This window comes from Paraburkholderia sp. RAU6.4a (assembly GCF_050435625.1).
Taxonomy (GTDB): domain Bacteria; phylum Pseudomonadota; class Gammaproteobacteria; order Burkholderiales; family Burkholderiaceae; genus Paraburkholderia; species Paraburkholderia tuberum.
The window spans coordinates 1-21,120 of record NZ_JBNDKQ010000001.1; the positions used below are offsets into that span (position 1 = coordinate 1).

The window sequence follows — 21,120 nt, forward strand, 5'->3', positions numbered from 1 at the left end:
TGACCATCGTCACCTATTCGATCCTGGGTCTTGGGCTGAACATCGTAGTCGGTTATGCCGGGTTGCTCGATCTGGGCTACGCGGCCTTCTTCGCGATCGGCGCATACACGACGGCATTGCTGGAAACCCTGCTGCACTTCTCGTTCTGGGAGACGCTGCCGTTCAGTCTGGCGTTCGCCGGGGTATCGGGCATCGTCATCGGCTATCCCACCCTGCGCCTGCGCAGCGACTATCTGGCGATCGTCACGCTGGGGTTCGGCGAAATCACGCGTATCGTCGCCACCAACCTCGACATCACGGGCGGCCCGAACGGGATCTTCGGCATCGCGAGTCCGAGCCTGTTCGGTTTCGAGATCAGTTCGCCGCTAGCGCTCTACGAACTGGGCATGGCGTTCCTCGTGTTGGTGCTCGTGTTCGCCATCCGGCTCGGCCAGTCGCGGCTGGGCCGCGCCTGGACCAGCATCCGCGAGGACGAGGCAGCTGCCGAGGCCGTCGGCGTGCCGACGCTGCGCGTCAAGCTGCTCGCCTATGTGATGGGCGCGCTGATCGGCGGGCTGGGCGGCAGCCTGTTCGCCGCCCGCTTCGGCACCATCGATCCGACCGGCTTCACCTATCTGCAGTCCGTCACGATCCTGATTGTCGTCGTGCTCGGCGGCCGGGGCAGCATTCCCGGTGTGCTCCTCGGCGCCATCATCGTCGCCGGCCTGCCGGAGATTCTGCGTTTTCTCAATCTCTGGCGCATCTTCGCTTTTGCGATCGGGCTCGTGATCCTGATGCTGCTAAGGCCACAGGGGTTGTGGCCAGCGCCGTTGCGCCGCGTCGCGCCGGCGCGCAAGGGCGCTGACGCCGATCGCCTCGCTGTGCCCGATCACGCCGTCACCGATGAGGTTCTGCTGGAGGTGCGCGACATGCAGCGCCGCTTCGGTGGCGTGCTGGCGGTCGGCGGTGTCAGCTTCATGGTGCGAAGCGGCGAGATCGTGAGCCTGATCGGTCCGAACGGCGCCGGCAAGACCACCGTGTTCAACTGCCTGACCGGCGTCATCCGCCCGACTGGCGGCCAGATCGTCTGGTGCGGGGAACGGCTTGCCGGCGGCGCGCCTCATCGCATCGTCCATCAAGGCATGGCGCGCACCTTCCAGGGCATCCGCCTGTTCGGCCACATGACGGCCTTCGAAAACGTCCTGACCGGCATGGACCATCGGCTTCGGACACCGCTCGCAGCCGAGCTTCTGGCGTTGCCGTCCGCGCGCGCCGAGGCGGCGGACCATTCCACCGAAGGCCTGCGCTGGCTTGCCTTCGTCGGTCTTGCCGGCAGGGCGGGCGAGCGCGCCGCCGATCTGCCCTACGGCGACCAACGCAGGCTGGAGATCGCCCGTGCGCTCGCCAGCAGCCCTCGCCTGCTGCTGCTCGATGAGCCGGCTGCAGGCATGAACCCGACCGAGAAACGCGCGCTGATGGAACTGATCCGGCGGATCCGGGATCATGGCGTGACGGTGCTGCTGATCGAGCACGACATGATGCTGGTGATGGGCGTGTCGGACCGGATCATCGTGATGGACCACGGCGTCATCATCGCCGAGGGCCAGCCCGCCGTGATCCAGGCGGACCCGCGGGTGATCGATGCCTATCTCGGCACAGCCGGAAAGGACGAGGCGAGCGACGATACTGCCGGGGAGAAATCGCTGTGGGACTCCTAGAAATCCGCGATCTGCGTGTGAGCTATGGGACTGTCGAAGTGCTGCACGGCATCTCGCTGGACGTCGCGGAGGGCGAGATCGTCGCGTTGCTCGGCAGCAACGGCGCGGGAAAAACGACCACACTGCGGGCGATTTCCGGATTGATCCGGCCGCGCGCGGGCGACATTGCGATGGCTGGCCAGCGCCTGACGGGCTTGCGCGCACACCAGATCGTGGCGCTGGGTCTGGGTCATGTGCCAGAGGGGCGGCGCATTTTCGGGGCGCTGACGGTGGAGGAAAATCTGCATCTCGGCGGCTATCTGATCCGGCGCGACAGTGCGGCATTGCAACAGCGAAGGGATCAGCTCTATGCGACTTTCCCCCGGCTCGGCGAGCGACGCAGCCAGCTGGCTGGCACGCTCAGCGGCGGCGAACAGCAGATGCTGGCGATTGCCCGAGCCCTGATGCTGCGCCCGCGTATCGTGGTGCTGGACGAACCGTCGATGGGACTCGCGCCGAAGCTGGTCCGCGCGATCTTCGGCATGATCGCCGACATCTGCCGCGAAGGCACCTCGATTCTCCTCGTCGAGCAGAACGCCCGCCAGGCGCTGCGGATCGCTCATCGGGCTTACGTGCTGGAAAGTGGGCACATTGCGCTCGCGGGGTCCGCCCGCGAGCTGGCTCAGGATAGCCGGGTCCGCGCTGCCTATCTGGGCGGCAGTGCCAGCTCGGCAGAGTAACCCGCCAACTGGGCAATCGACCTTGGCTGAAACGGGTCAGACGTAAAGGAGGCAAAACATGTCAGAGATCGATAAGGAAAAGGTCGTTGCAGTGCTGCGTCGCCCGAGCGATGACGACGCCGCCTCGTCGCGGCACGGCGCCGGCCTGAGTTCGACGGAGAATGCATCATGCTGAATTATCCTGCTGCCTATCAGTCCACCAAAGGCTCAGCGCTCGACGTCGACAAGACGTTCTATCAGCGCATCGCCTCACAGCACGACACCCGCACGCTGGTCGAATCGATCGTCGTGCCGATCCGCTCGGGGCAAGCGTGGACCGTGCCGGCCGGCCACGTGTTTCGCATTGTCACGATCGAAGGCCCGCAGGTTGCCGACCTGAACATGTGGAACCGGCACAACCCGCGCGAGCGCATGTGGGCGTCGCGCACGCGCCAGTTGCAGCAGGCGCACGTGAGCACGTTCGACCGTCTGTGGTCGACGCTGCCATTCCTGCGTCCGATGGTGACCATCACGGACGACAGTCTCGCAGGCTACGGCGTCGACGAGCACGGCGGCCGTGTCCACGATCTGCTCGGCACGCGCTGCGACCCCTACGTGAACCGCATGCTGACCGGCGAGGATTTTCATTTTCACTGCCACTCCAACCTGACGCGCGCCATCGCCCCGTATGGATTGACTGAGTACGACGTCCACGACGTGCTCAACGTGTTCCAGTGCACCGGCCTGAATCTCGAAGACAAATACTTCATGAAGGCGTGTCCGGCAAAGAAAGGCGATTACCTCGAATTCTTCGCGGAGATCGACTTGCTGTGCGCGCTGTCGACCTGTCCGGGCGGCGATCTGTCAGTGCCGATGTGGGGACCCGACGCGCGCGATCCGCTGGAAGTGTGCCGGCCGCTTGGCATCGAGGTCTGGCAACTCGCGCCACAGATGCTGGATGGGTGGACGCCGCCGGCCGTGGCTGCCTACAAAGGGCAGCACGGAATGGCGCTGAATCAGCCGCAATGGAAGTGAGACTGGCGCCTCCTGTCCAGCAGGAATCGATGGTGGCGCAGCACAAAAGCCGGAGCGAGACCGCGCCGCCTTGAATGCCGCCGGCCCCCTTGTATCTGAGGACATCATGAAAGTTGTCGTGCTCGGTGGCGGGGTAGTCGGTGTGACAACCGCGTACCAGTTGCAGAAGGATGGCCATGAGGTCGTGATCGTCGAGCGGCAGCCTTTAGTCGCATCGGAAACCAGTTGGGGTAATGCGGGCATGATCGCGCCCGGGCATTCCTTTGTCTGGTCCTCGCCCAAAGCGCCGATGATTCTGCTCAAATCGCTGGTGCTGAAAGATCAGGCGTTGCGCTTCAAGTTCTCGGCGGATCCCAGGCTTTACAGCTGGTCGTGGCGTTTCCTGATGGAATGCACCTCAGAGAAGGCACGCCGCAATACCCTGCTCAAGCATCGGCTTGCCGCGTACTCGCAACGCGTGCTACAGAATGTGATCGCTGAGGACGCCATCGAATACGATCGAAATGACCGCGGAATTCTGTATTTTCATCGGACGCAGGAAGCGCAGGATCGCGGAGTCGAACACATGAACGCTGCTGGAATCCGATGGGCAAGTCATCAGGGTTCTCAGCCGCGATCAGGTCGTCGCACTCGACCCGTCGCTGGCTTCGGCAAAAGACAGGATAGCGGGTGCCATTTACTGCCCGACCGATGAGACCGGAGACCCTGCGAAGTTCACCCGCGCCCTTGCGGAAAAGATTGTCGCGCGTGGCGGTACGCTTCTGACGGACACCACCATCGACGGCTTCGAAACCGCTGGGCAGGACGTGGTGGGCATAAGAACGAGCCGAGGCCTTGTAAAAGCCGACGCGTATGTGCTCGCCCTTGGCGCCTATAGTCCGGTTCTTGGCCGACAGATCGGCATCGATCTTCCGATCTATCCGATCAAGGGATACTCCCTCACGATTCCGATCGATGGCCGGCCCATGCCACCCTCCGTTGCAGTGGTCGACGAGCACAACCTGGTCGCAATCTCGCGCTTCGGCGACCGGATCCGGGTCACCGCAACGGCGGAGTTTGCCGGCTACGACACGAGCCATAAGCCTTCTGATTTTGCGTTCATGAAGAGCGTGACACAAGAACTCTACCCGGCCGGCGCCAACTACGATCGCGCCGAAATGTGGGCCGGTCTCAGGCCGATGACGCCGACGAACCTGCCGTTTCTTGGGCGCAGGAAGTATCGCAATCTTTATCTGAATACCGGTCACGGTCATATCGGCTGGACCATGTCGCACGGATCGGCTCGAATCACGGCCGACCTGATCGCGGGACGAACCCCGGCGATTCCGATGGTGGGGCTGCTTTGCGACTGATGGCGACGCGTTTTGCAGCCAAAACATGGGGCCCCAGCCGAACGATGCCGGCAAACTATTGCATCGACCGGTCGAATCCGCCGCGCATGACCCGTCGGTACACGTCGCGCTCAAAGAATTGCGACTTCGAGACGCGTTATCGCGCGTCACGCGCAGTTTTTCGCCATCAGATCCACTGGAACGCTGGCGACGGTTGCGCGGCTCGTGTCGGGGTTGCTACGATCCACGCCCAACTCAGAGCTTCCTCAAGCGCATCTGCAATTGCGGCCGAGTTGAGCGCCGCGTCAAGAGAATCGAATCTTCGGCTTGACCACACGGGTCAATTTTCGCCGCGAACGTCCTTCATCAAGGCCTTTTTGATTTGATCGGGCGCCATGGGTTGCCGGGCAGTCTGTCAGGATCGCTCTCTCCCTACGTAAGCTCATATTACAATGCCGGGCCAAAAACGCTGCCCGGTAGGGCGGCACTCAGACCAAAAGGTTCAATGTCGACCCAGCTTTCGAATCCCACGTCGCTCGCCTCAGCCTCCGATAAACCTGCCGCCGCGCGCATCGCATCACTCGGCTGGCTGCTCCCCTTCCACGCGCTGGTCTGGACGCTGGCCGCCTGGCTCGCGCGCGGCAATCTCGACATCCAGGGCGACATGGTCGAGACCTATGTCTGGGGCATCGAGTGGCAGGCCGGTTACGCGAAGCACCCGCCGCTTTCGTCGTGGGTCGCAGCGGCCTGGTTCAGCGTGTTCCCGCACACCGATCTCGCGTATTTCGCGCTGTCGGCGGTGAACGTGCTGGTCGGCCTGGCCGGGATCGTCGCGCTCGCCGGGCGCTTCGTGCCGCGCCAGATCGCGATCATCGCCGGGCTTGCGATGGCGGTCTCGCCGCTTTACTCGAATCTCGCCATCAAATTCAATCCGAACTCGATCCTGCTGTCGGTCTGGCCGTGGACCGCCTACTTTTTCGTCCGCTACGTGCAGCCGGGCAGCCGCCTCGCGCGCAGCGGCGCGGCGCTCGGTCTCGGGGCGTGCGCGGCGCTTGCCGTGCTGGGCAAGTACTTCACGATCGTACTGCTGCTCGGGCTGTTGCTGGCATTGCTCGCGCGTCCCGCATGGCGTGCGCGCCTCGTCAGCGTCGATTCGCTGCTCGCGGTGGCGGCGGGAGTCGCCGTGCTGGCCCCGCACGTACACTGGATGATGGTTAATCATTTCCCGACGCTCGAGTATGCCGCGCAACGCACCGGCGGCACGCTTCTCGCCGCGGTCGGGCGCTTTGGCATCTACACGCTCGCGCAGATCGGCTATCTCGCGCTCAGTTTCGTTTTCGTGCTGTTGATGGTGCGCACGCGCGGGGCTGCGCGGCTCATGGCGCTGAGCGTTGTTCGGAGCGCGTCGTACCCGGATCTCTGGTGGCTCGCGCTGGGGCCACTGTTCGCGGTGGGCCTGCTGTCCGTGATCGGCAAGACGCAGATGGCCTCGGTCTGGGGCATGGCGCAGTGGTTTGCAATGGTGCCGCTCTGGCTTGCCGTGCTCGTGCAAGCCCGCTTCGAGTTCGCGCCGCAGCGTGCCATACGCGTCATGGCGGTGTACTGGGCGCTGGTGCTCGCGGTATCGGCAGTGGTCGGCTACACAGGGGCGCGGCGCAATTCCGACGACGCGGCCGAGCCGCGCGCGGAACTCGCGGCAGCCGCGCAGGCGGTGTGGCACGAACGCACCAGCCAGCCGCTGTCGATCGTGGCGGGCTCGACGCATGAGGCCGCTTCGATGGTGTTCTATGACGGCGGCCACCCCCGCTTCTGGGATCTCGACTGGCCGGCGGCAACGCCCTGGCTCACATCCGCCGATTTCGCGCGCCAGGGCTCGCTGATTGTGTGCCGTGGCGACGACTCGGGCTGCATCGCGACGGCATCGTCGCTAAGCCATGCAGCGCCGATTGCGCTCGAGGTGAGCAAGACCGCATGGGGACGGGAGTTGCCCGCGCGTCCCTACCAACTGTTCGTGATCGTGCCGCAGTCGTGAGCCACGCGCCCATCACGCCGTACCGCGGCCGGCCGGTGGCGCCGTTGGCCTCGACTGCCTCTCAGGGGAAGATCGGCTCGCAACCTAACCGAGCGAGTGGAAAGAGGTACCATGAGTACGCCGTCGAACGCCAGGCTCATCCGTGCCTGAGCGTGTAACGTCTCTCTGGCTAGAGGTCCTGCCATGATCCTGTATCACACCGTCCCCGATTCGTCGGTCATCGAAATATCCGTCGAAGGCAAAATCACCGACCACGAACTGCGCGAAGCCATCGAGCGCATGCGTGGTGATCTTGAACTGAACGGTAAGACCCGCGTGCTCGAACGCATCGAGCATTTCAGCGGCATCGAGCCGAAGGCGCTATGGACCGACCTGACGCTCGGCGTCTCCGTCGCCCGCAAGGTCACGCGCGCCGCCGTGGTGGCCGACGCGGGCTGGATTCGCGCCTCGATGCATTTGGCGCGGTTCTTCACGAAGGCTGAAATCAAGGCGTTCCACGTCAACGAGTTGGAACAGGCGCGAGCCTGGATCAACGCCTGAACGTCGTCTCCAGCCGGCCGCATCGGGCGGAGGCCGGCCAGTTGGAGCCGCACGACTCAACATCAGAACTGTTACTGCCGAATCAAGGACACGGAGCGCAACGATCCTATGATGGAATGAGGCCGCGCGACACGCGCGGAAAAGCGCTAAAACATGTAGGAAAACAGGAGAAGAGGAGCACATGACGAAGCGAGTGATCGTGACCGGCGGCAGCGGCCTGGCCGGAAAATGGGTGGTCCAGAACCTGGTCGAACACGGCTACGAGGTGATGAATCTTGATCGCGTGCCGATGGCGGCGCGCACGGCGCGCACGTTGATTACGGACATCACCGATGCGGGCCAGGTATTCAATGCGCTGGCGTCGAGCACCGCGCCGGGAGAATTCGCCGACGACCTCGAACCAAAGCCGATCGACGCGATTGTGCATTTTGCGGCGATCCCTCGCATCATGATCACGCCCGACAACGAGGTCTACCGGATCAACGTGATGGGCACGTACAACATCCTCGACGCAGCGTCGAAGCTTGGCATCCGCAAGGTGATCGTGGCATCGAGCGAAACCACATACGGTATGGTGTTCGCGCACCGGGATCGCAGTCCAGAGTACTTCCCGCTCGACGAGGAATACCCGGTGAACCCGATGGACAGCTACGCGACGTCGAAGGTTATCAACGAAGTGACAGCGAAGGCGTTCCACGCGCGCACCGGCTCTGACATTTACTGCTTTCGTATTGGCAACGTGCTCGAACCCAACGACTACGCGAAGTTTCCGGCGTGGCTCAAGGATCCAGCACTGCGCAAGAGGATTGCGTGGAGCTATATCGACGGGCGCGATCTCGCGAGCGCGTGCCGGCTTGCCATCGAAAAGGACGGCCTCGGCTTTCAGGTGATGAACGTCGCGGCCGACGACGTGTCATCCGACGTACCTACCGCGGAACTGCTCCGACGCTACTACCCCGGCGTGCCGCTCAAAAAGCAACTCGGCGAGTTCGAGACCCTGCTCAGCAACGAGAAGCTCAAGCGCCTTCTTGGGTGGAACCAGCAACACTACTGGCGCGACGAAGCGAAAAAGGTCGTCCAGTAAGCATGGCGGGCCGGCCCCCGGCCGGCCAATCACGCCGTGCGAGTCTTCATGGACTGCCTTGCAACGACGCAGACCGGCGCAATGGCGTCGTTCCCGCAGTCGGGTGGTGGGTCTCGGGAAGAATTTCCGAACAAGCCCGCAGCGAAAATTCTCCCTGCGATGCACTGCATTGCAGGCGTGCCGCCACCTCGAACGCGGACCGACAATGAAGCCAATGGCTCGCCTTCACGGCTGTCAGCGCGGGCGCCTGCGTCGCTTATCCGCCGTCGGTATTGCTACGTTCAGCCGGCGGTCAGCGAGTAGTCGTTTGCAGCAGGTCGCGCGCGGTGCTTAGCATGCCGTCGGCGATCTTTCCGGAATCGACCTTGTAGCTGCCGTCACGCAGGGCGGCCTTGATCGACTCGACCTTCGCCGTGTCGCTATCCGAATCGCTGGACGTGTGCATCGCGGACACTGATGAGAGATTAACCGTCGAATTCTGCGCGGCGGCAGCGCTGACCTGGTGCGCGGACTCGACGGCATCCTTCGCATCGCTGTTGATCGTTGCGCGTTGCGGACCGTTCTGCGAAGCCGCGAGCGGAAAATTGCTGGATTCAATCTTCATGGTGTGTGTTCCCCACTGGTTGAGTCCTTTAACGGTTCAGCGTTTGAAATCTTCACCCTGCTGTGGGAAGCGGAACCGTATCCACGTTTCGCCGCGAGCCGCTAAGCCTTGCCGGGCGGGCACTCTAGCCGCCTGCAGCAAATTGCAACAAAGTGTGAGCAATACCACACAACGGCTATAAGCTGATCGAAGCGTCGACCCGCTCCGAATCAAAGGCGCAGGTATGCTTGAGAACACGACGCCGCACCCCATTTTGCTTGCTGTGAACAAACGTACCCGCCGCCCCTTGCAGCCTCGATGGCCCTTTCCGCCAAGTCGCGATGTCGCTGGTCGCGCCTTTGGCGATCTCGTCGCGCTTCAATATTGCGGCGCGGACGTGTGGCTCTGGCGATGCCGATGCGGCGGCCATGTGACTTCCGCCCTGAAGACGGTAGAGAGCGGTGCAGTGCGTGATTGCGGCTGCCGTGAGCAGCGTCGCGTGTGGCGGTCGCGACCGGGCTCACCTGCGCTGAAGAGCGGCGAGGTTTTCGGCCAGCTGACGACCGAGCGGTACGCTGGCGATGGATTGTGGGTTTGCCGGTGCGACTGCGGTGGTGAGGCGACAGTTAGCGCCGGACGGTTGCGAATGGGCAAGGCGCGCTCGTGCGGCAGGTGCCTCGTCGCTTCGACTCACCGAGTGGCGTAGCGCCGCAACGGAAAATGTTCGTTCGACTCAGGTCAAGCGATCTACACTGCAATTCAACGAATAAGAAAAGATCGCCAGCCTTGGCTGGGTCTGGACGATCGTATTCCGATTTCGCTTTGATTTCGCTTTGATCAAGCGTAGTCCGTACATGCTCCCCTTTCTGTCTGGAGGCGGTCATGAAAAAGGAGAGGAAGACAGCACGGCAAATTCTGTCCGGGAACCCTCGGGAGGTTATCTCAGTGGGCCCCGACGACACGGTGCTGAACGCGTTGCAGTTGATGGCCGACAAGGACGTGACGACGGTGCTGGTGCTGCAGGCCAGCAATCTGGTTGGCGTGCTGTCTCAGCGCGACTACGCCCGCAAGGTCGAGGTGCTTGGCCGCAACGCCGCGAACACCAGGGTTGGCGACATCATGACCACCCAGGTGCTTTATGTGACGCCCGAGCATACCTGCGATCAATGCCTCGCGTCGATGCATACCCGGCGGATCCGGCACCTGCCTGTGATCGAATCCGGGCGCGTCATCGGCGTGCTTTCCGACAGTGACGTGCTGGAGGAACTCCTGCAGGAGGACGAGCATTTCATCAGGATTCTCGAGGACGACATGCTCCATCTGACCATTGATACCGGTGGCGCCTATTAGAAAGTCGCGCTCGAATCAGGCGAGGTGAAACGTGAGCACGCAATCAACCGCGGGGGCGCTTTCACCGGCCATCCTTTCCCGTTCGTCCGGCAAAGTGGCGTCGGCGCGCGATGCCGTGCGCCTGATCCGCGACGGCGATACGGTCGCGACGGGTGGCTTCGTCGGCATCGGCTTCGCCGAAGACATCGCCATTGCCATCGAGCAACTCTGTACGGCGCATGACGAGGATACGTTAGTCACCCTCCCAAAGCCCGCCAACCTCACGCTAGTCTATGCGGCCGGCCAGGGAGACGGCAAGGAACGCGGACTGAACCACCTGGCGACGCCGGGACTCGTCAAGCGCGTCATCGGCGGACACTGGGGCCTCGTGCCGAAGCTACAGCAGCTTGCGGTGGATAACCAGATCGAGGCGTATAACCTGCCGCAGGGCGTGATCAGCCACCTGTTTCGCGACATTGCGGCCGGAAAGCCAGGCCATCTCTCCCGGGTCGGCCTCGGCACCTTCGTCGATCCGCGCTTCGGTGGTGGCAAACTGAACGAGCGCACCACCGAGAATCTGGTCGAGTTGATGCGGATCGGCGACGAGGAATATCTGTTCTACAAGGCCTTCCCGATCAACGTCGCGATCGTGCGCGGCACCACTGCCGATCCGGAAGGCAATGTGACGATGGAGCGCGAAGCCCTGACACTGGAGGCTCTCGCGATCGCCATGGCCGCGCACAACTGCCGCGGCCTCGTGATCGTCCAGGTGGAGCGCATCGCCGAAAGCGGCTCGCTCAACCCGCGACAGGTCAAGATCCCCGGCGTGCTGGTCGATTGCGTCGTGCTGGCGCCGCCCGAGAACCACCAGCAGACCTTTGCCACACCATACAGTCCGGCGTACGCCGGCGAAATCCGGGTCCCCCCGAGCAGTGTGGCGCCGATGCCGATGAGTGAGCGCAAGGTGGTCGCGCGACGCGCGGCAATGGAACTCCAGCCAAACAGCGTGGTGAATCTCGGGATCGGCATGCCCGAAGGCATCGCCAGCGTCGCCAACGAGGAAAGGATCCTCGACCTGATGACGCTGACCACCGAGCCCGGCGTCATCGGCGGCATTCCTGCGGGAGGCTTGAACTTCGGCGCGGCGACCAATGCGCAGGCGATCATCGATCAGCCCGCCCAGTTCGATTTCTATGACGGCGGCGGGCTCGACGTCGCCTTTCTTGGCCTCGCCCAGGCCGATCGCATGGGAAACCTCAATGTGTCGAGATTCGGGCCGCGCCTGCCCGGCGCCGGAGGCTTCATCAACATCAGCCAGAATGCCAGGAAAGTCGTGTTCGTCGGCACTTTCATGGCGGGCCACAGCCAGATTTCGGTCGTCGACGGCAAGCTGCATATCCACCGTGACGGCACGGCCAGGAAATTCATCGAGGAAGTCGAGCATCGCACGTTCTCTGGCCCGTATGCGGCGGCACTGGGCAAGCCGGTCCTCTACATCACCGAGCGTTGCGTGTTCGAGTTGGGCGCCGAGGGCATGGAACTCATCGAGATTGCACCGGGCGTCGATCTGGAGCGCGATATTCTGGCCAGGATGGACTTCGCACCGATCCTGCGTTCGCCGACGCAGATGGACGAGCGGATTTTCCTGCCTGAACCGATGGGCCTGCGCTCGAATGTTTTGCGACTGCCGCTGGAAGCGCGCTTCATCTACGACGACCACAAGAACATCATGTTTCTCAATTTCGCGCGCCTCGAGGTGAAGCGTCCCGACGACATCGCGGCGATCCGGGCTCAGGTATACCGCGTCTGCGAACCACTGGACCACAAGGTTTATGCAGTGGTGAACTACGAGGGTTTCGTGTTGGACCCCGCGCTGGAGGACGCGTACGTCGAAATGGTCGAGGATATGGTGCAGCGCTACTATCTCGGCGTAACACGCTTCACTACCAGCGCTTTCATGCGCGCCAAGCTGGGTGGCGCCCTTACGCGGCGCGGGCTGTCACCTTATGTCTATGAGACGGAGGCGGAAGCGCAGGCCTACCTGCGCGAACAGTCGTCAAACCGCTGAATCCGGCTTGCATCGTGATCGCGGCACCGAAGGCCGAGTGCGCCCGCGCCGGGTTCTGTGGAACCCTCGATGTCAGTGCCCTGCCAGCCAGCGCAACTGAGGCCCTGGATATCCCGCGACCCACGTGCCGTTCGCGGTGAAATCCCACGTCGGACCGAAGCTCGCCGGCTCGAGCAACTGGGTGTCCGTGAGTCCGCTCGAACTGGCCACCGCCGTGCCCGAACCGACACCCGCCGCCGCCCCCGACGATTGGCTGTTCCAGAACACGTTGGCCGCGATCCGGCCGCTGTTCGTGCCCGCGATACCGCCCTCCGTCGAGTTCGCGCCCGCCGTGAGTCTGGACGCGGCATACGACTCGCGGATGAAGCCCGTATTGATGCCGACAAGTCCGCCGACAGTCGCGCCGCCGTTCAGGAATTCGTAGGCATACGATCGGGTGATGGCGCCACGGTTGGTGCCGACGAGTCCGCCGACCGTGCTTTGCGCACCGGCTGTTGCGCGGCCGATCGCGAAAGACTGATCGATGCGGCCGTCGTTCAGGCCGACGAGCCCACCGATCTGGCCCACGCCGATGATGTTCACGCCCGCCCACGAGCGCTCGATGCGCCCAAAGTTCTCGCCGACCAGACCGCCGGCCACTGTGCTCGTGTTGCCCGGGGCACCGATGGCGCCCGTTGCGCCGACGTTCACCATGTATCCGTAGTTGATGCCGGCCAGCAAGCCGACCGTTTCTCCCGAGGACGTCGCGGTGCCGTCCGCGAGCGTGAAATTGCGGACGACGCCGCTCTTGCCGATCACGCCGAAGAGTCCGGTATCGGCCGCGCTTGAGAGACGCAGATCCGCGGGGAGATGCCCCATGCCGTCGAACTGACCGGTGAACGGATTCGCGGCGGTGCCGATGCCTCCGAACTCCGGCGCACCCGCGAATTCCAGCCCCCTGCTGCCCAACGCATAGTTGCCGGAGAGGTTGTTATTCACCGCGCTCAGGTCCGTCATGGAGTTGACGAGCTGATAGGCCGTGAACTGCGTGACGAGCCCAGTAAACGGCGCGGGGTGCCACGATACGTTGGTGTACACGGTGCCGGGCGTGTAGCTGCCGTTCATGTCGTACAGGCCGCTGACGATGCCCATGCTTCGCGACCAGTCGATCGTGCCCTGGTTGGTCAGACTGCCACCGTTGTCGAAACCATAGGTGTCGGCGGACAGCGTGAGCGAGCCTGTGCCCCTATTGGCGATGGTCGCCTGCGGTGCGATCGTCAGCGAGTGCGCCGCGTCGAGCGTCAGGGAGGAGGCTCCGTGCCAGCGCACGCTCGCTTCGATCGCGATGTCTCCCTCGCCGGTCGCCCCGAGCTTGCCGTCCGCGCCGTTCGCGAGCACGGAGATGGACGCGCCGTTGCTCAGACTTGCGCCGAGCGTGTTGGCGGTGGGGACGTCCGCGGTGAAGTCCCCCGTGGTGATGTTCCATGCTTTCGCCCGCACATCCGCGCCGCCGACCTTGACGTCCTTGCCGGACATGTCGAGCGTGCCGCCGCTGCCGTCCGCGTTACGCGCGCTGATTTGCGCCCCGCGCGCATCGACGTTGCCGGAGTTGACGACGACCCCGTTGACGGTGGTGTTCGCGACGAGCCAGACGTGGCCGTCGCGCGTCGCGGTGCCGGTGGCGCGCAGGGCGCCCGAATGACCCGCGAGCGCGAAGATATTGCCGTCGGCCGCCTGCACGTCGATGATCGCCGCCCGTACCGTGCCTGAGTTCGTCACCGTGCCGCCGCTTCCCACGTCCACGAAGACTTGTTGAAAGTTGCCGTCGAAGAGCCGGACCTGACGGCCTGCGACGAGTTCGGCATTGCCGTTCGGCGCATCGATCGTCCCTGCGTTCGTGACCTTGCTGGCCGATATCAGAAACACGTCCCCACCCGACGAACTGATCTTGCCGAGATTGACTACATCCGCCGTGGAACTGCCTGTGTAAGCCGAGCCACCGAACACGGGCGGGTTGAGAAAGACATCGTTGGGGACGTCGAGCGTCGACGCGACGAAACGCCCTCCCGTCGACACCACGCCGCCTGGCCCGATGAGCACACCATGCGGATTGACGAGGTAGATGCTGCCGGTGCCCTTCAGCGTGCCGTAGATCGCCGACACGTCGTTACCCGTCACGCGATTGAGTGTCGCGCCCGTGCCGTTGTTGATCGACACCGTGCGGGACGATCCGATCGAAAAACTGTTCCATTCGATGATGCCGCGCGAGCCCGCTTGCGTGATGCTCATGCCGGCATCGTTCTGAGTGATGCTTCCCGAGCCGGCGACGAAATGCCCGCCTTGCGGCAGGGTACCCGCCGCGTACGCGACGTGCGTCATGGAAAGTCCGGTCAGCGAAATGACGATGGCAAATGAAATCCGCACGCTTGCATGACGGCGTTGCGATGGACGTTGCCGCAGCAGAGATGGCCTTCGAGTGCTCATACATCCCCCTTCCACGCTCGCGCGAAACGGCTGCCAACGACCCGTGGAGCCGACCGGAAACGCGTGAGTCGCCGCGTATGAAGATTAGCAGTTCGCCTCGTCGCCACTTAACGACCGTGGCCGATTTGGTCGATATTTCGGCCCGAAATGTTGTTGCGCGACCGGGACGGGATTACCGTCGCCTTCCATCTTGATAACGATTTCAATGCAAGTTTGAAATACCTTTATTACGGGAGGTTATTAAGTCACTGGTTTCAAGCGCGGTCGACCATCGTCAAGCGCCCGTGCGGCGGGCCTTGCAGCCTGGCGGCACCGCGCGCGCCCGGATTTGCGATCGAGCAGCGCGAACCTTGCTGGGCAACAGCCGCAACGCGACATTTCGGTATACTCGCGAGCTTTCCCAAAAACGATTATTCGCGGCCCTCCTCCCGCGTAGCGACCGCCGTTTCATAGGCGTGCCGCCCTCGCGCGACAAGCGTGCCCGCCCCGCTCACCATGTCCGATCTCTCCACGCCGTTCGGCGCGCCCCGCCGTCTCGTCAACATCAATCCGAAGCCGCTCGCCGTCGCGTTCGCGCTGGTCGTGCTCGGCGCGATCTATCTCGCGCAGACCGTCAGCGTGAAACAGGCTGCGCTGTACGTCCTCGGCGCGCTGCTCGGCGTCACGCTCTATCACGCCGCGTTCGGCTTCACGTCCGCATGGCGCGTGTTCATCGCCGACGGCCGCGGCGCCGGGCTGCGCGCGCAGATGCTGATGCTCGCGATCGGCGTGCTGCTGTTCTTCCCGGCGCTTTCCGCCGGCACGCTATTCGGTCATCCAGTCGTCGGCGAAGTGTCGCCCGTCGGCACGTCGGTCCTGATCGGCGCGTTCATGTTCGGCATCGGCATGCAGCTCGGCGGCGGCTGCGCCTCCGGCACGCTGTATACGGTCGGCGGCGGCAGCACACGGATGGTGGTCACGCTGATCGCGTTCATCATCGGCTCGGTGATCGGCACCGCGCACATGCCGTTCTGGTCCGCGCTGCCGCATCTGCCGCCGATCTCGCTCGTGCAGACGCTCGGCGTCGGCCCGGCGATCGCGCTGAACCTCGTGGTGTTCGCGGCCATCGCCGCGCTGAGCGTGCTGATCGAAAAGCGCCGTCACGGCCGTCTCGTCAGCGGCGTGGAGCGCGCCCCGAACGCATCGCCGTGGCTGCACGGCCCGTGGCCGCTCCTCACCGGCGGCGTCGTGCTCGCGATCCTCAACTTCGTGACGCTCGCGCTGTCGGGCCATCCGTGGGGCATCACGTCGGCGTTCGCGCTGTGGGGCGCGAAGGCGTTCTCCGCGATGGGCGTCGACGTCGCGAGCTGGCATGTGTGGAGCACCGGCCCGAACGCGGCCGCCCTTGCCGCGCCGATCAGCCACGACGTGAAGTCGGTCATGGACATCGGCATCGTGATCGGCGCGATGGTTGCCGCTTCGCTGGCCGGCCGCTATGCGCCGGTGTGGCGTCTGCCGCTGCGCTCGCTGATCGCGGCAATCATCGGCGGACTGATTCTCGGCTACGGCGCGCGCCTCGCGTACGGCTGCAATATCGGCGCGTACTTCAGCGGCATCGTGTCGGGCAGCCTGCACGGCTGGCTGTGGCTCGTCTCGGCATTTTTTGGGCAACGTGGTCGGCACGAAGCTGCGTCCGGTGTTCGGCCTCGCGGTCGAGCGCGTCAAGCAGACGGGCTGCTGAGCGGGCGGCTTCGGCCGCCTATCGGGCGGGGGCGGCGCTGCCGGCCTCACTTGCACCCGTCTGAAGCCGTCGCGCGAGTTCGTCAGCGATCTGCTCCGCGCTTTTCCTGACCGCCGTCTTTTCATCGCGGCCGGACAGCACGACCTTCGCGGCGATCACGTACGGGTTGAGCTTGATCACGGCGCCTGGCATATCCCTGCTCGCCCCCTCTTCAACAGTTTCATAGAGCGGCGGTAACTCCGGCGTAGCCAGGTTATCGCAGGAAACCGCGACCTGAAACTGGCTTTGGCCCGCGCCCATACCCACCATCGCGCGACGCAGCCGATTACCCTCATCGACACTGAGAAAAACGCCGCGCACCTGCCAGCCGCCGTGGGGCAGCGGTTCACCCGGCGTGACGCGGCGCGCGTCTACTCCGGCCTTCTTCAGATCGTCCGTCAGAGATTGCGCCATCAGCGCAACGATGTCTCGCGCACGCGCCTGCGGATCCTGCTGCTGACGCAGCGGGCCCTCAGGCACCAGATTGCCCAGGATGCCTCGCGCGCGGTGGCCTGGCCCGCTGTCAGGGGCGATGTTCGCGGCGTCGAGATCGAAATCGGAGACATAGACGACCGGCGGCGCGACAGGAGCCGCGAGCGCCGCCGACGAATCCGCGGCCAGACATCCTTGCGCGCTGGCACACACGTACGTCGCCAGACATACCATTCGCACCCATCGCAACACCATTGCGCACCTCCACGCTGATCGCCTGGTACTGGTTGCATGGCAGCGACGAAATACGGCATTCATATCGCGGCCGTTCATCCAGCTTAGGTCTTTCAGAAGCGCACCCATGGCTTGATCGTCTGCATCGCGATCTGAAAATCCTATACTGGGTCGGTGCGGTTGCTGACTTCGCGCCTTGTCTGCACATCGGTTTGCGCGAGTCCAATCGTCCGACATGACGCATCTGAAACCCGGTGCACCGCGCGTTGCGTCATCTGCCTGACAGAACGGAAAACCAAGCCATGCTGACGATCGACGACATCCGCGCCGTGCCGCTGTTCTCGACCCTCCCCGACAGCGAACTGGAAATCCTCGTGCACGCGTGCGCCGACCTGCATCTATGCGCGGGCGAGTTCGCGGTCCATGAAGGCGGCGAGCGCGCGTTATACGCCGTGCTGTCGGGCAAGATGGAAGTCATCAAGACGTTCGACGGCATCGAGCGAACCTTGGGCTGGCGTCTGCCCGGCACGATCTTCGGCGAAGTGCCGCTCGCGCTGAGCGCACCGTTTCCGGGCGCGTATCGAGCGGCCGAGCCTTCGCGCGTGATGCGGGTCGACGCGCCGCAATACTATGCGCTCGCGGCGGCGTCGCCCGACGTGGCGTTCAAGATGGGCGCGCTCGCGCGCGAACGCATCGGCGGGCTGCAAAGCCTTTCCGCCGAGCCGCCGAAGGCGCGTGTGACGATCGTCGGCAACCGTTGGGACAATGCGTGCACGCTGCTGCGTCAGTTCCTCGCGCGCAATCAGATCAGCGTCGACTGGCTGGCGCCGGATGCGCCCGAATTGGCCGCGCGCTGGCCTGGCACATGTCCAACGGAAGGCGAGTGCCCCGCGTTGCGCCTCGTCGACGGCACAGTGCTGAGGCGGCCCGCGACCCGCGAGCTTGCGGGACTGCTCGGCCTCCAGACGCAGCCGCGTCTGGCCGGATACGACACGGCGATCATCGGCGGCGGTCCCGCGGGGCTGGCTGCCGCGGTATACGGCGCGTCGGAAGGTCTGCGCACGCTGGTGCTCGAGCGCGAGGCGCCGGGCGGACAGGCGGGCACGTCCTCGCGCATCGAAAATTATCTCGGCTTTCCCAATGGTGTTTCCGGCGACGAACTCGCGAGCCGCGCGCTGCAACAGGCACGGCGGCTCGGCGCGGAGATCCTCGTGACGCGCTCGGTCGAGCGCATCGATGTGCGGGCGCGGCGGATTCATCTCGACGGCGGCGACGCCGTGCACGCTCGAACCATCATTCTCGCGACGGGCGTCACGTGGCGGCGGCTCGCGATCGACGGCTTCGACCGCTTGATCGGCAAGGGGATTTACTACGGCGCGGCGCGCAGCGAAGCGAGCGCGACGCACGGCCTCGATGTCCATCTGATCGGCGGCGGCAATTCGGCCGGCCAGGCGGCGTTGTACTTCGCCAATCATGCGCGCAGCGTGACGCTCGTCGTGCGCGGCGATTCGCTCGAAAAGGGCATGTCGCGCTATCTCGTCGAACAGCTAGCGGGCAAATCGAATGTCGCGGTGCGGCTGCGCTCGGAAGTCGTCGGCGCGCATGGCGATACGCATTTGACGGCCATCACCGTTCGCGATTCGACGAGCGACGCAGTGAGCCGACACGACTGCGGCGGTCTGTTCGTCTTCATCGGAGCGGATGCGCAGACTGAGTGGCTGCCGCCCGAAATCGCGCGCGATGTGCGCGGCTACGTTCTGACCGGCGATGACGTCGTCAAGGCCGGACGCTGGTCGCATCAGCGCGATCCTTATCTGCTCGAATCGAGCGTGGCTGGCGTGTTTGCGTGCGGAGACGTGAGACTGAGCCCTGTGAAGCGCGTCGCTTCGGCCGTCGGCGAGGGCAGCATGGCGATTGCTTTCGCGCACAGGTATTTGCAGTCGGACGGAGCTTGAGTTCATCGCGTGAGTCTGCTGCGCGGTCGGGTTGCGCGGCCGCTATGGATTCGCAGGCAGCGCGACGCGTTCCAATACCGTCATCGGGCCGAGCCTTTCGATCACATCCAGTTGAGCCGTATCGCGCACGAACAGCGAACCCGCAAAGCCGAGCGCGTTGACCGACACGCCTTCGACTCGCTCTTGCGATCTCGGCACGAGCAACATCCAGCGCCGCGTGACCAGCAGGTTGTAGGGCGTCGCATGACAGCAGGCACGGTCGATTTCGAACGCGCCGATATCCGCCGCGTCGAGCAGCGTGCGATAGCGGGAAAGCGCCAGCTTCGGCGCATCCGCGCGAGCCAGATCATCGGCGTGAAAGCGTGCGAACGCATGCCGAAACGGCAGATCCGGCAAGCCGTTCTCCGCACCGAGCAGGGGCTCGACAGGCACGGACGGATCGGCTTGCCCGAGCGGCAGCGGCACGATCTGCAGGTGCTTGTGCGGCTGGCTCGCGCCCGCCTGCGTGCCGGCGTTGTAAAAGCCGATGCCGTCGAATTCGGCCATGCACGCGAGCAGCGCTTCGAAATCGGCAAGATCGAGCAGCGCTTCCTGCGGTTCGAATTCGCGCCTGACGATCAGCAAATGATGATCGATCACGTTGAACTTGTTCAGCAACGCGAGGTGAGTATCGGAGATGTCGGCGACGAACAGATCCGGCTCATAGGGAAGAAATGGGTTCGCCTGAGGGTGCTTTGCCGTCTGCAGCTTGCGCGCTTGCTCGCGTTGCTGTTCCTTGCGCGTCAGGCTCGACACCCGACGCACGAGAAAACGGATGCCGCCGCTGTCGATCACGGACTGTTGCGTGTCGATCGGTCGCAGCGCGCCGCAGCTCAGCGCATGTCCGGTCTGTCGCACAATGGCGGGCCACAGCGTGCCCGGAATCAGGCGTCGTTGTCGTTCCATAGGATGTCGGCAGGCGTGGCGGCGCGCGTGAAGCGGGTGAATGAATGCGCAGCCGCTACAGCTTGTAGCCTATCGTGCGCAAAAGATCCTTGCGCCATTGAATGTCCTCCGCGCTTTCCGTGCCGACAGGCGAAAAACCATCGACCACGCCGACGATGCCTCGCCCCTGATCTGTTTCAGCGATCAGCACTTCGACGGGATTCGCCGTTGCGCAGAAGATGCGGCAGACCTCCGGCACGGCCTTGATCGTGTTCAGCACGTTGACGGGGAAAAAGCCGTCGCCCAGAAACACGAAGAAGCTATGGCCCGCGCCGACGTTGGTTGCGTTCTGGCATGCCATCTCGACGAGGCTTTCGTCGGTGCCGGAGCGGCGCACGAGGCGCTTGCCGGAAGCCTCGCAAAACGCGAGACCGAACTTGATGCCGGGCACCGTGCCGACCATCGCTTCGTGAATATCCTCGACAGATTTGATGAAGTGGCTTTGCCCGAGAATGAAGTTGGTCGCTTCGGGCTTGACGACCTTGACGGCGGACAATTGCATGATGGACCTCGCTCCATTGCGGCAACACGCCGATGAAAACACGTCGAACACGGGCCAACGCGACCGTGGATGGTTCGCGCGTCAGCCGGTCTTCGTCGATCCGGCTTCTAGCCTAGTACTAACCGCGCGTGAGCGAAACCTCGACCGACCACGAGCCGCGGGATTCGAATGCGCCCAGACGCCGTTTCCGAGTCGCGCCAGTCCAGGATCGAGCAGGCCGAGAAAGCCTGACTTATGGCGGCACCGATCGACCAAAAGCCGATTGATCCTCATAGCGTTTTGACCCGCTTTAAACCCCCATCGCACCGCGGCAACCTCTCCGGGTCAACAAGGTCAACCGCCGGTTTACGCCCCCGACCGAGTGTGCAAGTATCTTCACCAAGCCGCATCCCGC

At 64.0% G+C, this 21,120-nt stretch carries 14 protein-coding genes and 2 pseudogenes; 11 read left to right on the forward strand and 5 right to left on the reverse strand.

The window, feature by feature from the left end; genetic code table 11:
* From OKW40_RS00005 to OKW40_RS00035, 7 genes and pseudogenes are all read left to right on the forward strand, one after another.
* Window positions 1-1,697: ABC transporter permease subunit (locus OKW40_RS00005; protein WP_429487527.1), on the forward strand; the 1,697-nt coding region annotated here is incomplete at its 5' end.
* Complete coding sequence (locus tag OKW40_RS00010; protein WP_090810981.1) at window positions 1,685-2,416, forward strand: ABC transporter ATP-binding protein; 732 nt, start codon at window positions 1,685-1,687, stop codon at window positions 2,414-2,416. The genes OKW40_RS00005 and OKW40_RS00010, both read left to right, overlap by 13 nt.
* Window positions 2,417-2,584: 168 nt before the next feature.
* On the forward strand, window positions 2,585-3,430 hold the full coding sequence (locus OKW40_RS00015) for an urea carboxylase-associated family protein (protein ID WP_429487529.1): 846 nt from the start codon (window positions 2,585-2,587) through the stop codon (window positions 3,428-3,430).
* A gap of 106 nt (window positions 3,431-3,536) precedes the next feature.
* Window positions 3,537-4,782 (forward strand): annotated as a pseudogene (locus tag OKW40_RS00020) (D-amino acid dehydrogenase).
* Between the two features lie 484 nt (window positions 4,783-5,266).
* A complete protein-coding gene (locus OKW40_RS00025) occupies window positions 5,267-6,793 on the forward strand; it encodes a glycosyltransferase family 39 protein (protein WP_429487531.1) in 1,527 nt (508 codons plus the stop codon).
* A gap of 183 nt (window positions 6,794-6,976) precedes the next feature.
* Window positions 6,977-7,333: an STAS/SEC14 domain-containing protein gene (locus tag OKW40_RS00030; protein WP_184024102.1), complete on the forward strand. Its 357-nt coding sequence runs from the start codon at window positions 6,977-6,979 to the stop codon at window positions 7,331-7,333.
* 181 nt (window positions 7,334-7,514) lie between these two features.
* Complete coding sequence (locus OKW40_RS00035; RefSeq protein WP_184024092.1) at window positions 7,515-8,417, forward strand: NAD-dependent epimerase/dehydratase family protein; 903 nt, start codon at window positions 7,515-7,517, stop codon at window positions 8,415-8,417.
* Between the two features lie 292 nt (window positions 8,418-8,709).
* Here the strand turns inward: OKW40_RS00035 and flgM are convergent, their stop codons facing one another.
* A complete protein-coding gene (gene flgM, locus OKW40_RS00040) occupies window positions 8,710-9,021 on the reverse strand; it encodes a flagellar biosynthesis anti-sigma factor FlgM (RefSeq protein ID WP_429448421.1) in 312 nt (103 codons plus the stop codon).
* 861 nt (window positions 9,022-9,882) lie between these two features.
* Between flgM and OKW40_RS00045 the strand changes: the two genes are divergently transcribed.
* Together OKW40_RS00045 and OKW40_RS00050 are read left to right on the forward strand one after the other, a co-directional pair.
* Window positions 9,883-10,350, forward strand: a complete 468-nt coding sequence (locus OKW40_RS00045) for a CBS domain-containing protein (RefSeq protein ID WP_184068525.1) — start codon at window positions 9,883-9,885, stop codon at window positions 10,348-10,350.
* 31 nt (window positions 10,351-10,381) lie between these two features.
* Window positions 10,382-12,397 (forward strand): acyl CoA:acetate/3-ketoacid CoA transferase, encoded by a 2,016-nt coding sequence (locus OKW40_RS00050; RefSeq protein WP_429487533.1) that lies wholly within the window; start codon window positions 10,382-10,384, stop codon window positions 12,395-12,397.
* Window positions 12,398-12,469: 72 nt separating this feature from the next.
* Here OKW40_RS00050 and OKW40_RS00055 read toward each other — a convergent pair whose 3' ends face one another.
* Window positions 12,470-14,755, reverse strand: coding sequence for a filamentous hemagglutinin N-terminal domain-containing protein (locus OKW40_RS00055; protein WP_429487535.1), 2,286 nt, complete (start codon window positions 14,753-14,755; stop codon window positions 12,470-12,472).
* A gap of 600 nt (window positions 14,756-15,355) precedes the next feature.
* On the opposite strand from OKW40_RS00055, the pseudogene OKW40_RS00060 reads away from it, so the two are divergent.
* Window positions 15,356-16,580, forward strand: a pseudogene (locus OKW40_RS00060) (YeeE/YedE family protein).
* 18 nt (window positions 16,581-16,598) lie between these two features.
* Here OKW40_RS00060 and OKW40_RS00065 read toward each other — a convergent pair.
* Window positions 16,599-17,306, reverse strand: a complete 708-nt coding sequence (locus tag OKW40_RS00065; protein WP_184068539.1) for a DUF4410 domain-containing protein — start codon at window positions 17,304-17,306, stop codon at window positions 16,599-16,601.
* A 281-nt stretch (window positions 17,307-17,587) separates the two neighbouring features.
* On the opposite strand from OKW40_RS00065, the gene OKW40_RS00070 reads away from it, so the two are divergent.
* Window positions 17,588-19,240: an FAD-dependent oxidoreductase gene (locus OKW40_RS00070; RefSeq protein ID WP_429487537.1), complete on the forward strand. Its 1,653-nt coding sequence runs from the start codon at window positions 17,588-17,590 to the stop codon at window positions 19,238-19,240.
* Window positions 19,241-19,282: 42 nt separating this feature from the next.
* On the opposite strand, the gene OKW40_RS00075 is transcribed toward OKW40_RS00070, so the two are convergent.
* A complete protein-coding gene (locus OKW40_RS00075) occupies window positions 19,283-20,185 on the reverse strand; it encodes an ATP adenylyltransferase family protein (protein WP_429487539.1) in 903 nt (300 codons plus the stop codon).
* 55 nt (window positions 20,186-20,240) lie between these two features.
* Window positions 20,241-20,726 carry an adenosine-specific kinase gene (locus tag OKW40_RS00080; protein WP_018422486.1) on the reverse strand — a complete coding sequence of 162 codons (486 nt, stop codon included), beginning with the start codon at window positions 20,724-20,726 and terminating at the stop codon, window positions 20,241-20,243.
* Window positions 20,727-21,120: the final 394 nt, after the last annotated feature.

Coding starts and splice junctions, on each gene's coding strand:
- OKW40_RS00030 (WP_184024102.1), top strand. CDS start 6,977: ATGATCCTGTATCACACCGTCCCCGATTCGTCGGTCATCGAAATATCC.
- OKW40_RS00070 (WP_429487537.1), top strand. CDS start 17,588: ATGCTGACGATCGACGACATCCGCGCCGTGCCGCTGTTCTCGACCCTC.
- OKW40_RS00055 (WP_429487535.1), bottom strand. CDS start 14,755: ATGACGCACGTCGCGTACGCGGCGGGTACCCTGCCGCAAGGCGGGCAT.
- OKW40_RS00080 (WP_018422486.1), bottom strand. CDS start 20,726: ATGCAATTGTCCGCCGTCAAGGTCGTCAAGCCCGAAGCGACCAACTTC.
- OKW40_RS00065 (WP_184068539.1), bottom strand. CDS start 17,306: ATGGTGTTGCGATGGGTGCGAATGGTATGTCTGGCGACGTACGTGTGT.
- OKW40_RS00025 (WP_429487531.1), top strand. CDS start 5,267: ATGTCGACCCAGCTTTCGAATCCCACGTCGCTCGCCTCAGCCTCCGAT.
- OKW40_RS00075 (WP_429487539.1), bottom strand. CDS start 20,185: ATGGAACGACAACGACGCCTGATTCCGGGCACGCTGTGGCCCGCCATT.
- OKW40_RS00015 (WP_429487529.1), top strand. CDS start 2,585: ATGCTGAATTATCCTGCTGCCTATCAGTCCACCAAAGGCTCAGCGCTC.
- OKW40_RS00035 (WP_184024092.1), top strand. CDS start 7,515: ATGACGAAGCGAGTGATCGTGACCGGCGGCAGCGGCCTGGCCGGAAAA.
- flgM (WP_429448421.1), bottom strand. CDS start 9,021: ATGAAGATTGAATCCAGCAATTTTCCGCTCGCGGCTTCGCAGAACGGT.
- OKW40_RS00045 (WP_184068525.1), top strand. CDS start 9,883: ATGAAAAAGGAGAGGAAGACAGCACGGCAAATTCTGTCCGGGAACCCT.